14 protein-coding genes are annotated in these 14,088 nt (G+C 69.2%); 4 read left to right on the forward strand and 10 right to left on the reverse strand.

From position 1 onward, the window contains the following. Positions 1–60: 60 nt before the first annotated feature. The 5 genes from CY658_RS00075 to CY658_RS00095 all read right to left on the reverse strand — a co-directional run bounded on the left by CY658_RS00075 (position 61) and on the right by CY658_RS00095 (position 5,177). Positions 61–828: a class II glutamine amidotransferase gene (locus CY658_RS00075; protein WP_056584331.1), complete on the reverse strand. Its 768-nt coding sequence runs from the start codon at positions 826–828 to the stop codon at positions 61–63. Positions 829–848: 20 nt separating this feature from the next. Next, a complete protein-coding gene (locus tag CY658_RS00080) occupies positions 849–1,481 on the reverse strand; it encodes a CHAP domain-containing protein (RefSeq protein ID WP_101488330.1) in 633 nt (210 codons plus the stop codon). A gap of 67 nt (positions 1,482–1,548) precedes the next feature. After that, positions 1,549–2,661, reverse strand: coding sequence for a class II histone deacetylase (locus CY658_RS00085; RefSeq protein ID WP_101490140.1), 1,113 nt, complete (start codon positions 2,659–2,661; stop codon positions 1,549–1,551). A 15-nt stretch (positions 2,662–2,676) separates the two neighbouring features. Then, positions 2,677–3,660, reverse strand: a complete 984-nt coding sequence (locus tag CY658_RS00090) for a Bug family tripartite tricarboxylate transporter substrate binding protein (RefSeq protein WP_101488331.1) — start codon at positions 3,658–3,660, stop codon at positions 2,677–2,679. A gap of 59 nt (positions 3,661–3,719) precedes the next feature. Beyond that, positions 3,720–5,177 (reverse strand): amidase, encoded by a 1,458-nt coding sequence (locus CY658_RS00095; protein ID WP_101488332.1) that lies wholly within the window; start codon positions 5,175–5,177, stop codon positions 3,720–3,722. Positions 5,178–5,340: 163 nt separating this feature from the next. On the opposite strand from CY658_RS00095, the gene CY658_RS00100 reads away from it, so the two are divergent. Then, entirely contained in the window at positions 5,341–5,760 is a 420-nt protein-coding gene (locus CY658_RS00100) for a hypothetical protein (RefSeq protein WP_101488333.1), read from the forward strand. A 12-nt stretch (positions 5,761–5,772) separates the two neighbouring features. On the opposite strand, the gene CY658_RS00105 is transcribed toward CY658_RS00100, so the two are convergent. Together CY658_RS00105 and CY658_RS00110 are read right to left on the reverse strand one after the other, a co-directional pair. Continuing rightward, the gene (locus CY658_RS00105; RefSeq protein WP_101488334.1) at positions 5,773–6,924 is read right to left on the reverse strand and encodes an ABC transporter substrate-binding protein; all 1,152 of its coding nucleotides are present in this window, start codon (positions 6,922–6,924) and stop codon (positions 5,773–5,775) included. Between the two features lie 71 nt (positions 6,925–6,995). Continuing rightward, the gene (locus CY658_RS00110; protein WP_101488335.1) at positions 6,996–8,486 is read right to left on the reverse strand and encodes a DHA2 family efflux MFS transporter permease subunit; all 1,491 of its coding nucleotides are present in this window, start codon (positions 8,484–8,486) and stop codon (positions 6,996–6,998) included. A 139-nt stretch (positions 8,487–8,625) separates the two neighbouring features. On the opposite strand from CY658_RS00110, the gene CY658_RS00115 reads away from it, so the two are divergent. After that, the gene (locus tag CY658_RS00115) at positions 8,626–9,969 is read left to right on the forward strand and encodes a zinc-binding metallopeptidase family protein (protein ID WP_101488336.1); all 1,344 of its coding nucleotides are present in this window, start codon (positions 8,626–8,628) and stop codon (positions 9,967–9,969) included. Here CY658_RS00115 and CY658_RS00120 read toward each other — a convergent pair. Both CY658_RS00120 and CY658_RS00125 read right to left on the reverse strand, forming a co-directional pair. After that, positions 9,960–10,178: a cysteine-rich CWC family protein gene (locus tag CY658_RS00120; RefSeq protein ID WP_101488337.1), complete on the reverse strand. Its 219-nt coding sequence runs from the start codon at positions 10,176–10,178 to the stop codon at positions 9,960–9,962. The two genes, CY658_RS00115 and CY658_RS00120, sit on opposite strands and share 10 nt — an antisense overlap. Continuing rightward, positions 10,175–11,437 carry a 6-phosphofructokinase gene (locus CY658_RS00125; RefSeq protein WP_101488338.1) on the reverse strand — a complete coding sequence of 421 codons (1,263 nt, stop codon included), beginning with the start codon at positions 11,435–11,437 and terminating at the stop codon, positions 10,175–10,177. Before CY658_RS00125 ends, CY658_RS00120 begins: the two co-directional genes overlap by 4 nt. Positions 11,438–11,664: 227 nt before the next feature. On the opposite strand from CY658_RS00125, the gene CY658_RS00130 reads away from it, so the two are divergent. After that, positions 11,665–12,567, forward strand: coding sequence for a DUF4261 domain-containing protein (locus CY658_RS00130; protein WP_101488339.1), 903 nt, complete (start codon positions 11,665–11,667; stop codon positions 12,565–12,567). Positions 12,568–12,710: 143 nt separating this feature from the next. Here CY658_RS00130 and CY658_RS00135 read toward each other — a convergent pair whose 3' ends face one another. Then, a complete protein-coding gene (locus CY658_RS00135) occupies positions 12,711–13,067 on the reverse strand; it encodes a DUF2917 domain-containing protein (RefSeq protein ID WP_101488340.1) in 357 nt (118 codons plus the stop codon). 82 nt (positions 13,068–13,149) lie between these two features. Here CY658_RS00135 and CY658_RS00140 point away from each other — a divergent pair, with 82 nt between their 5' ends. Continuing rightward, positions 13,150–14,076, forward strand: coding sequence for a LysR substrate-binding domain-containing protein (locus CY658_RS00140; protein ID WP_101488341.1), 927 nt, complete (start codon positions 13,150–13,152; stop codon positions 14,074–14,076). Positions 14,077–14,088: the final 12 nt, after the last annotated feature.

A 14,088-nucleotide genomic window follows, 5' to 3' on the forward strand; every position in this document is an offset into this window, starting at 1 on the left:
GGTCGGTACTTTCTTGCACTGTTGCAAAAAAGTGTCAGCCAAAAGACTGAGTTTTGGGTCTCAGCGTGGCATCCGTTGGCCGTCCACGAACACATGCAACTCGCCCGAGGTGAAGGGCGTCCAGGTCTCGTTGGTGGTGAGCGGCGCCGTCACCACCACGGCCACGCGGTCGGTGGGCGTGGTGTGCTGGGCGAAGTCGATTTCCAGGTCTTCGTCCGAGAGCTGCGCCGTCACGAAGGGGTGGCGGCGCTCCACGTACCAGAGGTTGGTGGAGGCATGCGCCCACAGCGCCTGCCCGTTCGACAGCATGAAGTTGAAGGTGCCGTGCGCCGCGAGCTGCGGCGCCAGTTCGCGCAGCGTGAGCGTGAGCTCCTCGACGCTGGGCACGCCCGCATGCGACTTGGCCAGCTCCTGCATGATCCAGCAGAAGGCGTGCTCGCTGTCGGTGTTGCCCACCGGGTGGAAGTTGCCGTGCAGGCGCGGACGAAAGTCCTTCAGGTCGCCGTTGTGGGCGAACACCCAGTAGCGCCCCCACAGCTCGCGCACGAAGGGGTGGCAGTTCTGCAGGTTGACCTCGCCCTGCGTCGCTTTGCGGATGTGCGCGATGACGTTGCGGCTCTGGATCGGGTAGCGCCGGATCAGCTCCGCCACCGGCGACTCGCAGGCCGGCTGGTGGTCGACGAAGTGGCGCAGCCCGCGGTCTTCGAAGAACGCGATGCCCCAGCCGTCGGCATGGTGGTCGGTGCGGCCACCGCGCTGCGCGAACCCCGTGAAGCTGAAGGTCACGTCGGTCGGCGTGTTGCAGTTCATCCCTAGCAATTGGCACATGGCTGTGATTAGACCGCGATTCAGAGTTTCGGGGAGGCGGCAGCGGCGGCGGGCAGCCGCAGCCAGCCCAGCACGCGCTCGGTGCCCAGCTGCGTGCGCCCGTCGGTGGTGAGCACCCGCGGCAGGCGCTCGCGCGAGGTGCCGAAGGGCCCGGGGTTCTGCTGCACGATCTCGACCGCGTCGGCGTCCACCCGCGACACGATCGCCACGTGGCCGTAGGGATTGAAGAGCCACGGCGCGAACACGACGATGTCGCCCACCGCCGGCCCGCTCGCGCCGCCGTTGCGGTGCTGGACCAGGTTGCGTGCGGCGTTCAACGCGCCGTCCGCCACGGCCGCGTCGAAGAAGGCCTTGGCATGCCCGCGCGCTTCGGGCATGCGGTGCTGGTGCCGCTCGTAGTAGTAGCGCTTGACGAACTCGACGCACTGCCAGCGCAGGCCGATGTTGTAGCCGTCGGGCGCGAGGCTGCGGCCGTCGACGTGGTTGATGGCGCCGTTGTAGTACACCGGCACGCCCTCGAACTGGTCGATCACCTCGCCGGGTGCGTGCGTCGGGTTGACGTTGAAGCGGCTCGCGCCCCACAGGCCGAGCAGGGCGACGAGGACGAGGGCAGCGAGAACGACGACGGCGCGACGGGTGATGAAACGGGGCATGGACGATGAAGCAGAAAGCGCGGCCCCCCACGGGCCGTCGCCGACGAGCTTAGTCCATGCGACCGGATCAAAGCCCGTGCAACGCCGCCATCTCGCCCATCAATTCACGCTGGAACGCATCGAAGCGCGCCGACGGTTGCTGCAGCCCGAGGAGCTCGCTGAACGGGTCTTCCACCTCGGTGCGGTGGCCCGACAGTTCTTCGACCACCGCCAGCCCGCAGAAGGGCACGCAGGCCTCCGCGTAGCCGCCCTCGTGCACCACCACCACGCGCCCGTCGCAGTGCTTCGCGGCCAGCGCGTTGACCTGCCGCATCATCTGGCGGAACGACTCGGAGTGCAGCTGCATGCGCGCCAGCGGATCGACGCCGTTGGCGTCCAGCCCGCTCGCCACCACGATCAGCTCGGGTCGGTAGCGGTCGATCACCGGCGTCACGATGCGCTCGAAGGCGTGCATGTACGCCGCGTGCCCGCCGCCGGGCTGCAGCGGAATGTTGACGTTGAAGCCCAGCCCCGCGCCCGTGCCGCGGTCTTCGGCGCCGCTGTAGCCGGGCGGAAAGCAGTTTTCCTGGTGCAGCGACAACGTGAGCACGTCGGGGCGGTCGTAGAAGATTTCCTGCGTGCCGTTGCCGTGGTGCACGTCCCAGTCGATCACGGCCACGCGGCCCAGGCCGTGGCGCGCCTTCATGGTCTCGATGGCGACCGCGATGTTGTTGAACAGGCAGAAGCCCATGCTGTGCTCGCGCAGGCAGTGGTGGCCCGGCGGGCGCGTGAGCGCAAAGGCGTTGCGGTGACGGCCCTGCAGCACGCTGTCCATCGCGGCAATGGCCAGGCCGGTCGAGAGCTTCGCGATCTCGTAGCTGCCCGGGCCGAAGGGCGCGAACTCGCCCAGGTCACCTCCGCCGGCATCGCTGGCGGCCTTGAACTGCTGCAGGTAGCTGGTGGGGTGCACGCGCTGCAAATCTTCTTCGCTGGCCATCGGTGCGCTCAACACATCGAGTTGCGCGGTGAGGCCCGACACGTCCATCAGCGACTTGATGCGGCGCTTGGAGTCGGGCGACTCGGCCATGCCGCTGCCGGCCATGGGCTGCACCCAGCCGCCCACCGGCAGGAACAGGGCATGCAGCCCGCCGGGCACGTGCCAGAAGGTGCGTTCGTCGTGAAAGAAGGCGGTGGTCTTCATGTCTTTCATCTCTCTTTACTCCGGACGAAGTTGGACGGACTTGGCGATGGCGCGGTAGCGCTCCATGTCGGCCTGGTAGTCGCGGCGCAGTTCGGCCAGCGACTGTTCGGGCGCGACCTTGGCGCCGCCCAGTTCGAGCGCGCGGCGCAGCTCGGGCTTGCGCATCATCTGGTTGAAGGCCGCGTGCAGCCGCTGCTGCGCTTCCTCGGGCACGCGGTGCGACACCTGGATGCCCGCCCACAGGCTGTAGACGAAGTCTTCCAGGCCCTTGCTGTTGCGGATCGGCGCAATGGCCGTGAAGCGCTCGTGCGGCGCCGAGGCCGCGATGCCCAGCGCCTTGATCTTGCCGGCGTCCAGCAGGTCGGGCACGTTGCCGGCCAGCGGTGCAAACACCAGGTCGATCTGGCCGCCCAGCAGGTCGTTCACCAGCGGCGCGAAGCCCTTGTAGGGCACGTGCAGCATCTTCGTGCCCGTCTGCTGCATGAAGCGCTCGCCCAGCAGGTGGTAGAGCGAGCCCGGGCCGATGCTGCCGTAGCTCAGCTCTTTCGTGCCGGGCCGGCGCAGCAGCGCGATGAGTTCGTCGACGCTGCCTTCGCCCAGGTCCTTGCGCGCCAGCAGCACCATCGAGGTGACGGCCATCACGCCGATGGGGCGGAAGTCTTCGGCCTTGTAGCGCGCGCTGCTGAGCGTGAGCGGCGTGAGCATCAGCTCCATCGGCGACCCCAGCAGCAGCGCCGAGCCGTCGGCCGGTGCGTTCGCCGCCTTCATCACGCCGAGCGAACCGCTGGCGCCGGGCACGTTGTCGACGATGGCCGGCTGGCCCAGCAGCCGCGACAGCTCGGGCGCGGCCAGCCGCGCATTGATGTCGGAGCCGCCGCCCGCGGGGTAGGGCACGATCAGGTTCAGGGTCTTGCCCCCCAGGCCCTGGGCCATGGCGGACAGGGCAAAGGGGGACAGGCCGGCGGCCAGGCCGGCAGCCATCAACGAACGTCTGCGCATGGGTTCTCTCCTCGGGTTGTGTGTGATGTGTGGGAGTACGGAAACGGGGCTTGCTATTGCTACGGCTGCAGCAGCAGTGGCGATTGCACGTTCGCGAAGGGCACGGCCTGGTGCCAGCCGTGCGCCATGCGCAGCACGTCGAGGTCGGCGCCGGGGCGGCCGATGAGCTGCAGGCCCATCGGCAGGCCGCGCGTGCCCTCGGCTTGCGAGAAGCCGGCCGGGATCGCCATCGCGGGCAGGCCGGCGAGCGAGGGGCCGATGGTCACTTCCATCCAGCGGTGGTAGGTGTCCATGGCGCGACCGCCGACCTCGCGCGGCCAGTGCGTGTCGACCGGCAACGGGAACACCTGCGCGGCGGGCAGCACCAGGAAGTCGAAGCGTTCGAAGAGCTGCAGCAGCGCGGCATGCCATTGCGTGCGCGTGACAGCGGCCTCGTGCAGCGCGGCGGCGCTCAGGCGCTCGCCCTGTTCGATTTCCCAGCAGGCCTCGGGCTTGAGCTGCGCGCGCGTGGCCGGGTCGGCATGCAGCCCGCGCAACGCGCCGGCCACGATGAAGCCGCGCAGGCGCAGCCAGGCCGTCCACAGGGCGTTGAAATCGAAAGCGGGCACAGCAGGCGCAACGCTGCAGCCCAGCGTGTCGAAATGCCGCAGTGCCGATTCGCACAGCGCCATCACGCCCGGGTCCATCGGCAGGTGGCCGCCGAGGTCGCCGAGCCACGCGATGCGCTGGCCGCGCAGTTCCGCATCGAGCGGCTGCGCGAAGGCCTCGCCGTCGCCCGCCAGACTCAGCGGCGAGCGCGTGTCATAGCCGGCCTGCACCGACAGCAGCCAGGCCACGTCCTCGGGCGTGCGGCCCATCGGCCCTTCGCAGCCCAGTTGCTGGAAGAACAGCTCCGGCCCCGGCCCGGTGGGCACGCGGCCCAGCGACGGGCGCAGGCCGTAGACGTGGTTCCAGGCCGCGGGGTTGCGCAGCGAACCCATCATGTCGCTGCCGTCGGCCACCGGCAGCATGTGCAGCGCGAGCGCCACCGCGGCACCGCCGCTGCTGCCGCCGGCCGCATGGTCGAGGTTCCATGCGTTGCGCGTGGTGCCGAACACCGTGTTGTAGGTGTGCGAGCCCAGGCCGAACTCGGGCGTGTTGCTGCGTCCCACGAACACGGCACCGGCGCGGCGCAGGCGCTCGACCATGATCGCGTCGTGCGGCGTGACCTGCTTCGCGAACACCGGGCTGCCCATGGTGGTCGGCAGGCCGGCGGTGGCGACGAAATCCTTCGGCGCCATCGGGAAGCCGTGCAGCCGGCCCACAGCGTCGCCGCGCGCGCGTTGCGCATCGCAGGCATCGGCCTGGCGCAGCATCTCTTCGGGCGCTTGCAGCGACACGAGCGCGTTGACCTGCGGGTTGAGGCGCTCGATGCGCGCGAGGCAGGTCTGCATCAGTTCGTGGCACGAGAGCTCGCGGCGTTGCAGGGCGGCGGCGAGCGAACGGGCGCTGGGAAGGGGTGGCAGGGTGGCGGACATATGGCGATCGACGATAGCGATCGCGCCCGCAAGCGGTTATCAAAAAATGGCAAAACGGGTGCACGGGGAACCGAGGGATTCCCCTTGGCCGGCAGGCCCCGGATCGGTGCCGCACGAGCGCCAGCCCGGGCGTATGCTTGCGCGCCGCGGAGGGTTTTCAAAGATGCTTCCCATCGTCGTTGCGCTCATGGCGACCGTCATCCTGCTGGTCTGGATGGGGTTCTTCATGATGGGCTCGCTGCCCTTGCTCGTGCTCTCGCACGACACCCCGCTGGATTCGCGCTTCATCCGCGGCCTGTTCAACGTCTATTACGTGGCCGTGGTGCTGACCGCGAGCGCGGCGGCGCTCAGCTACGCGTGGTGCGGCAAGCCCGTCTTCGCAGTCGGCATGGCCCTCATCGCCGGCCTGGCCTTCGCGCTGCGCCGCTGGCTCATCATTCCGCGCATGGACGTGTTGCGCCACACGATCCCGGCGACGGGCACGTCGATCGTGCAGTTCCGCAAGCTGCACATCGCGGGGATGGTGCTCAACGTGATGCAGCTGGGCACGGTGGCCTGGGCACTCACGCAGCTGGGGCTGTGAGCGGCACAACCGCTATCGCAGGAACCGCCCTTCCTTCGTCACCCGCACCATCTCGATGAAGCGCGAGCCCGTGTTGCTCGCGCCTGTGAAGTCGATCTCCATGTTGCCGATGCGCAGCTTCATCGCCTTCAGCGTGGCGTGCAGCTTTGCGCGCGTGAGGTCGCGGCCGGTGCGTCGCAGGGCTTCGATCATCACGAGCGCGTTCACATAGCCTTCGTAGCTGAGGTAGCCGATGTCGACCTTGGCGCGCTCGGCCAGCTGACGGTATTCGCGCGCGGTGGCGTCGACCTCGCTCCAGGGGTAGGGCACGATCTGCGAGATGGCCAGGCCGCTGGTCTTGTCGCCGACGAGCTTGGCGGTGACGTCGCCCGGCACGATCGACATGCCGTAGAACATCTGGCGACCGCCGGCGCTCCAGGCGCTCTTCATGACCTCGCCGCCGATGCCGCCGCCCAGGTACATGAGCACGGCCTGCGCCTGGCTGTCGGCCAGTGCCTTGCCCGCGGCCTCGTTGGTCGTGCCGTCGCCTTTGACGGGCACCGCGGCCACGGGCTTGAGCTTGAGCGTGTCGAGCGCCGCCTCGACCAGCCGCGCCACTTCGGCGCCCCCGGGGTTGTCCAGGTAGGCGACCGCGATGCGCGAGACGCCGATGGTTGTCAGGTGCTGCACCAGCGCTTGCGCCTCGCGCGCGAAGGTGGCGCGCACGAAATAACCGGCGCCCGCGACCTTCTCGCGCGCCGAGTCCGACACCGCATAACCGCCGACCATCGGCGCGCCGCTCTGACCCAGCACTTTGGCCGCGGCGGCCGTGGTGCCCGAGCCCACGCAGCCGAAGAAGGCGAAGGCGCGGTGCTCGGCGAGCAGCTTCTCGTAGTTGGCGACGGCCTTCTCGGGCTTGAGCTCGTCGTCGAGCGAGACCAGCTTGAGCTTGCGGCCCGCGAGCCCGCCCTGCGCATTGACCGCGTCGAAGGCCAGCCCGGCGCCGGCCATCACGACCTTGATCGGCGCGCCCAGCGGCCCGCTCAGGATGCCGGTGTGGCCGAGGACGATTTCGCCGTCGCTGACGCCGTTCTCGGCTGCCAGTGCGGTGGAAGGCAAGGAAAGGAGGGGGCCGAGTCCGGCCGTCGCCGCGGCCGAGGCGGCGAGAAAACGTCTGCGATGCATGGAACCGATTCCGCTTTTAGATACAACTGATAACAATTGAAAGCGAAAGCGGCTCTTTGCGCCGCCGGGGTTTACCCCCTGTGTTGCGCCGTGTCCTCGTCGGGTTTCTCGCGCAGCTGCCAGGCCGCGCAGACGGCCAGCGCGCACAGGCCGGCCAGCATCAGGAACACCTCGTCGAACGCCGCCAGCCGCGCCGGGGTGCTCACCGGGTTGGCGAGCGAGTCGCCGTGCGCGGCCAGGCGCCATTCGAGAATGATGGCGCACAGGCTCACGCCGACCGCGCCGCCGAGCATGCGCACGAAGCTGATCGCGCTCGCGCCCTGCGGGATGAGCGGCTTGGCCAGCGGGCGCATCGACCCCAAGTTGAGCGAGGGCAGGATGAAGCCCAGCCCGATGCGCCCGACGATCGCGAACACCACCAGCAGCCACAGCGGGCTGTCCAGCCGCAGCACGGCCATGAGCGCGAACGACACGGCCAGCAGCGCCAGGCCGATGCTCACCAGGAGCCAGGTCGGTTGCTTGTCGGCCAGCCGGCCCACGCCCGCGATGGTGAAGGCCAGCACGATGCCGGCCGGCAGCAGCGTCGTGCCCACGTGCGAGGCCGACAGGTGCAGCCCCACCTGCATGTACACCGGCAGCAGGTAGGTCGAGCCGAACAGCGCGGTGCCGTAGATGAAGGCGACCAGGCTGCCCATCGCGAACTGGCGGTAGCGAAAAAGCGCGAGGTTCATCAGCGGCGCGCCGCCCGAGGCCATGAGCCGGCGCTGCCACCACACGAAGGCGACAAAGGCGATGAGCGCACCGGCCAGCAGCAGCGCGGCCTGCAGCGGCGAATCGCCGCGCAGCTCGACCAGCCCGTTCAGCAGGCACAGCGTGCCCACGGTGCCCAGCGCCAGCCCGCGCGCATCGAGCCCGCTGCCTCGCGTCGCGGCCACGCCGCCGGGTGCGGTCTTGGGCACGAACTTGTAGGCCAGCCAGATCGAGGCCAGGCAGAAGGGCACCACCATGAAGAAGATCGAGCGCCAGCCGAACAGGTCGACCAGCACGCCGCCGATGCTCGGCCCGATGGCCGGCGCCAGCACCACGCCCATGCCGAAGATGCCACTGGCGCGCCCCTGCTCGTGCGGCTCGAAGGCACGCAGGATGATGATGGCCGGAATCGGCTGCACCACGCCCGCCGCCAGCCCCTCGGCCACGCGCGCCATCAGCACCAGCGGGTAGTGGTTGGCCAGCCCACCGACGATGCCGCCGGCCAGCAGCAACAGCATCGTGCCGACATAGGTGCGCCGGTAGCCGTAGCGCGACAGCAGCCACGGCGTGGTGAGCATCGACACCGTCATCGCCACCATGAAGCCCGAGCTCACCCACTGCGCGCGCTCCTGGCCCAACGCAAAGTGGTGGCTCATGTCGGGGATCGCCACGTTGACGATGGTCGACGACATGATCGACGCCATCGTGCCGACCATGACCGACAGCAGCAGGTACCAGCGGTAGCGCTCGCCGTAGCGGGCGCGAAGGACACCCATGGAGGGCGGCGTGTCGGGTGTGTGTGGGAAGGTCATGGGGCGGCGCAGGGACGGTCGCGGGTCCGTCGTCCTACAAGCATATCGGTGTTTGCGCGGCCGACGCCACACGCGCGGGTCGCACAATGCGGCGGCTGTCCCCCGTGCGTCAAGCCATCATCAAAAGAACAAACAAGCCATGAATCCGTCGATCCAAGAACCCGCCCATGAACCGGCCGACCCGGCCGTGCCGGATGCCGCCCCCCCGCTCGCGACCGAACTCGCCGCGCCCACCGTCAGCCGCGCCTACCGCTGCCAGTGCGGGCGCCCCGTGTTCCTGCGCAACAGCAAATGCCTGGCCTGCCTCACGCCGCTGGGCTATGTGATCGACCGGCTCGGCGTGGTGCCGCTGGCGCCGGCCGAAGGCGAGGGCGCGCTGCCCGACACCTTCACCGTCTTCGGCGACCCCCACGGTCCCACCTACCGCCGCTGCGCCAACCTCATGACGCCGGCCGCCTGCAACTGGATGGTGGCGCAGCCGCGCGAAGGCGAAACCATTCCCGCCGACACGCAGGGCCACGCGCCCGGCTACTGCCTGTCGTGCAGCGTCACGCGCACGATTCCCGATCTGTCGGTGGCGGCCAACGGCGAGCTGTGGTGCAAGCTCGAGCAGGCCAAGCGCCGCCTGATCTCGCAGCTGCTCGCGCTCGGCCTGCCGGTGGTGAGCCGCCACGCCGATCCGGTGCACGGGCTGGCCTTCGACTTCCTCAGCAACGTGCCGGGCCGACCGCACGTGATGACGGGCCACGAGCAGGGCCTGATCACGCTCAACGCCGAGGAGGCCGAAGACGCCGTGCGCGAGCGCATCCGCGCCGAGATGCACGAGCCCTACCGCACGCTGCTGGGCCACTTCCGCCACGAGGTCGGCCACTACTACTGGGACCTGCTGGTGCTGCCCACGCCGTGGATCGACGACTACCGCGCGCTCTTCGGCGACGAGCGCACCGACTACGGCGCCGCGCTGCAGCAGCACTACGAGCAGGGCCCGCCGCCCGATTGGTCGCAGCGCTTCGTCAGCAGCTACGCGAGCATGCATCCGTGGGAAGACTGGGCCGAGACCTGGGCCCACTACCTGCACATGGCCGACACGGCCGACACGGCGATGAGCTTCGGCATCGACGCGAGCAATGTCGAGCTGCAGAACGATTTGTTCACTGCCGCCGACCTGTGGCAGCCCGAGCATCCCGACGCCGCGAAATTCCTGGACTTCATCAACGGCTGGGTGCTGCTGACCAGCATGCTCAACGAGCTGTCGCGCAGCATGGGCCAGCCCGACTACTACCCCTTCGTGCTGCCGCGCGCGGCCGTGGGCAAGCTGCAGTTCATCCACGGCGTGATCACCGCGCAGCGCAGCGGCACGGCGCCGACGATGGTGATGGCGGGGGATGTGGCGGCGCCTGCGGCGGAAGCTGCTGAGCCTGCACCGGTGCAGCCGCAATCCCAATCTCAATCCCAGTCGCAGGGCGACGTCGCTCAGTCCTGAGGCGGCGGCAGGCCCGCGGCGCAGCGCGCGCAGATGCAGGCCTTCCCGCGCAGTGCCGGCGGCAGCGTGTCGAGCGGGGCCAGCGAAAAATCGGCGGCCATGCACCAACAGGGCGGCTGCGCCTGCCCGGTCTCGCGCTCGACCTCCATCGCACAGCGATTCGCCTCGCCGCACAGCGGACAGTGCGCGGTGTCGATGACAACGGTCATGCGAGCGTGAAAGCCGGCAGCTTCCTCGGCACTGCGACGTTGCGCAGCGTCGCGTACACCGGCAGGCCGTCGCGGTAGGCGGGGTAGTCCTCGCCCGCGATCAGCGGCAGCAGGTAGCGGCGGCACTTCTCGGTGATGCCGTAGCCGTCGTCCGAAATGAAATCGCGCGGTATCGGCTTCTCGACATTGGCGACCGCTTCGAGCGGCGCCGCACCCAGTGTGTACGCATAGGGCACGTCGCTCGTGCGCTCGATGGTCGGCATCACCGCGTTGCGGCCTTCGAGCGCGAGCTCGACCGCGCGCTGGCCCAGCTCGTAGGCCTGCTTCACGTCGGTGGCCGAGGCGATGTGCCGCGCCGCGCGCTGCAGGTAGTCGGCCACCGCCCAGTGGAACTTGTGGCCCAGCGCTTCCTTCACCATCTGCGCGACCACCGGCGCCGCGCCGCCAAGCTGCGCATGGCCGAAGGCATCGCGCGCGCCCTGTTCGGCGAGGAAGGTGCCGTCGGGGTGGTGGCAGCCTTCGGACACCACCACCGAGCAGTAGCCGTGCTGCTGCACCAGCGCATCGACGCGCGCCAGGAAGCGGGCTGCGTCGAACTCGATCTCGGGGAACAGCACCACCACCGGAATGCCATGGTCGGCCACCAGCCCGCCGGCCGCGGCGATCCAGCCGGCGTGGCGGCCCATCACCTCGAGCACGAACACCTTGGTGGAGGTGGCGGCCATCGAGCGCACATCGAACGAGGCCTCGAGCGTGGACACCGCCACGTACTTCGCGACCGAGCCGAAGCCCGGGCAGCAGTCGGTCAGCGGCAGGTCGTTGTCGATGGTCTTGGGCACGTGGATGGCCTGCAGCGGGTAGCCCATCGACTGCGACAGCTGGCTCACCTTGAAGCAGGTGTCTGCCGAATCGCCGCCGCCGTTGTAGAAGAAGTAGCCGATGCCGTGCGCCTTGAACACCTCGATCAGGCGTTCGTATTCACGACGGTTTTTTTCGAGCGACTTGAGCTTGTAGCGGCACGAGCCGAACGCGCCCGAGGGCGTGGTGCGCAGCGCTGCAATCGCCTCGGCCGGCTCGGCGCTGGTGTCGATCAGGTCCTCGGTGAGCGCGCCGAGGATGCCGTTGCGCCCGGCATAGAGCGTGCCGATGCGGTCCGGGTGCCGGCGCGCCGTCTCGATCACGCCGCAGGCCGAGGCGTTGATGACCGAGGTGACACCGCCCGACTGGGCGTAGAAGGCGTTGAGGATGGCAGTGCTCATGGGGCAATCTCCGTGCGGGTACGCGACCGGCGCAGGGTGGCAACGCTTCGCGGAAAGGGCCATTCTGGCGCAGTCGCCGGCCGCAGGCCAATGGCCTTTTGGCCAATCTCGCGCGATTACAGTTCGTTGCTGTGCGTCGGCCATGAAGGCAACGCCCATGGCGTGCGACCCGGTCCGCGCCGTCCCCCTCCATTTGCAGGCACACCCATCATCCAAGGAGTCCGCGCGTGAGCATTTTTTCCCGTTTTTTTGGCCGCAAGGACGAGCCGGGCGATACCGGCGCATTGGTCGCCAACCCCGAGGCCGGTGAGGCCGGCGACACCGTCGCGCTGACGGTCTTGTTCGCGGATGCGCTGACCATCGATGTCGCCGCGCTCGCGCGGGCATTGCGCGCCTACCACCGCTCCACCGGCGACGCGCGCTGCGAGATCACCGAAGAACCCGGCCCTTTTCTGGCGCTGGCGGGCTGGAAGAACCACGTGGTCCGGATGGTCGGCTTCGATGTGCCGATGCCGGCCGAATCGGTCGAGGTTTGCGTGGCGCCGGCGCACTATCCGCAAGAGCTCAAGGCCCGGGTGCGCGCGCACCGCAGCCACGTCATCCTCTACTACGCGGGCTACGAGGCCTCGGTGCTCGAACAGTACGTGGCCCTGGCGACCGTGGCCGGCGCGCTGGCCCGGCTCGGTGCGCTGGTGGTGCTGAACGAATCGGCCCACACCTCGCTCCCCGCGGCCGTGTTCGACGCCGACATCGAAGGCGACAGCATCGAATTGCTGCGGGACCTCGACCTGCCGGCCCTGTACTGCGGCTTCGTCAAGTACGAGGTCGAAGGCGTGCAGGGCGTCTGGATGCGCACCTATGGCGCGCACCACTTCGGGCAGCCCGATTTCGCGGCCCTGGCCGAAGGCCACCACGAAGGGGAGAAATACTTCCAGCTGTTCGGCAACGTGCTGCGCTACCTGATCGACAGCGGCGCCGAAATGGGCGCCGGCCACACCATGCAGGTCGGCGAGGACAAGTTCCTGCGGCTGCGCGAGCCGCTCGAGGCGGAATACTTTCTCGACGGCCCCGAGGCCGTGCTGGTGGCCGAACTGATCGGCGCCCATGAGATCAACGCGCGCCCGCACTGACTGAACGGCTCGCCGGTCGTGCGGTTGCGCACGGGCTTGCTCGGGTTCAGCGCGCACCGCACGCAGGGCTGCGGTGTCCGTTGCGGCGCGGTCATGCGAGCGCTCCGCTGAAAGCGTGCGTCACGGGGCCATGGCGCCCGTGGTCAAGCCGGGGACAAGCCGTGCAGCGGCAGTCGCCAGGGCGACCGCGCGCGTGCACGCGACGCCGGGTTCGGCAGCGCAGCGGGCTGCGCGTCCGACACCGAAATGCACGACGACTCCAGCGCCGACACCAGCACGCGCCGGTGCTCGGTGCTTTCGAAGCGCTCGCCCGGCCCGAGCACGATGTCGCGCGGGTCGCGGTCGAGCGTGATCCACACGGCGCCGCTGCGGCACTCGATGCCCACGCCCGCGCCGTCGGGCACGGCGAAGACGGCGCGGCTCGGCAGGCTCACGTGGAAGCGCGAGGTCGACGAGGAGAAAGAAAAGGCGGAAGGAGACGGGGTGGTGGCGGTGCTCATGGGAAGCTCCATTGCATTCGTGATACGAATGAATATAGTGAGCCGAACCCGCTCTTACACGCGGTCATTCGGAACTCGTTGCATGCCTACAGAGAATGCGAAACCCCCTGCCGGCGAGCTCCCGCCGCTCGAGCTGCTGCGCAGCTTCGAGGCCGCCGCGCGCCGGCTGAGCTTCACGCTGGCGGCCGGCGAACTGCACCTCACGCAGTCGGCCGTGAGCCGGCAGATCCAGCAACTCGAAGCCAGCCTGGGCGTGCTGCTGTTCGAGCGCCGCCACCGCGCGCTCGCGCTCACCGAGGCCGGCGGCGTGCTGCAGCGCGCCGTCACCGACAGTCTGGAGCGTTTGCGCGACGCCACCGCGCGCGTGCGGGCCAGCGCCGCGCCGCGACAGGTGTCGATCACCAGCACGCCGGGCTTTGCGTCGCTGTGGCTCATTCCCAAACTGGCGCGCTTCACCAGCACGCATCCGCAGGTCGACGTGCGCGTGTCGGCCACGCTCGACGTGCTCGACATGGAACGCAGCCGCATCGACGTGGCGGTGCGCTTCGTGCCCATCGGCCGCGGTGTGGGACCGGCGCTGTTCGAGGAATCGGTGATCCCGCTGTGCGCGCCGCAGGTGGCCGCGTCGCTGCGCGAGCTGTCCGACTTTTCCAAGCTCACGCTGTTGACCATCGAATACCCGGACCACAGCGAAGCCCCGACCGCCGACTGGGAGCCGTGGCTCAAGGTGATGGGGCTGGAAGACCTGCGCATGAAGAGCACGGTGCGCTTCACGCAGTACGCCGATGCCGTGGCCGCCGCGGTGGCGGGGCAGGGCGTGGTGATCGGGCGCCTGCCGTTGCTGCGCGAACTGATGCGCGACGGCCGGCTCGTGGCGCCGCTCGGCGAGGGCGCGGCATCGCACCGCGGCTACTTCATCGAGATGTCGCGGCGCGCCGCGGGCAACCGCGACGCGCAGGACTTCGCGCAATGGCTGCGCGACGAAGCCGAGGCCGCGCAGCGGAGCTGACGAAGGGCCGCG

This window comes from Variovorax sp. RO1 (assembly GCF_002849325.1).
Taxonomy (GTDB): Bacteria; Pseudomonadota; Gammaproteobacteria; order Burkholderiales; family Burkholderiaceae_C; genus Variovorax.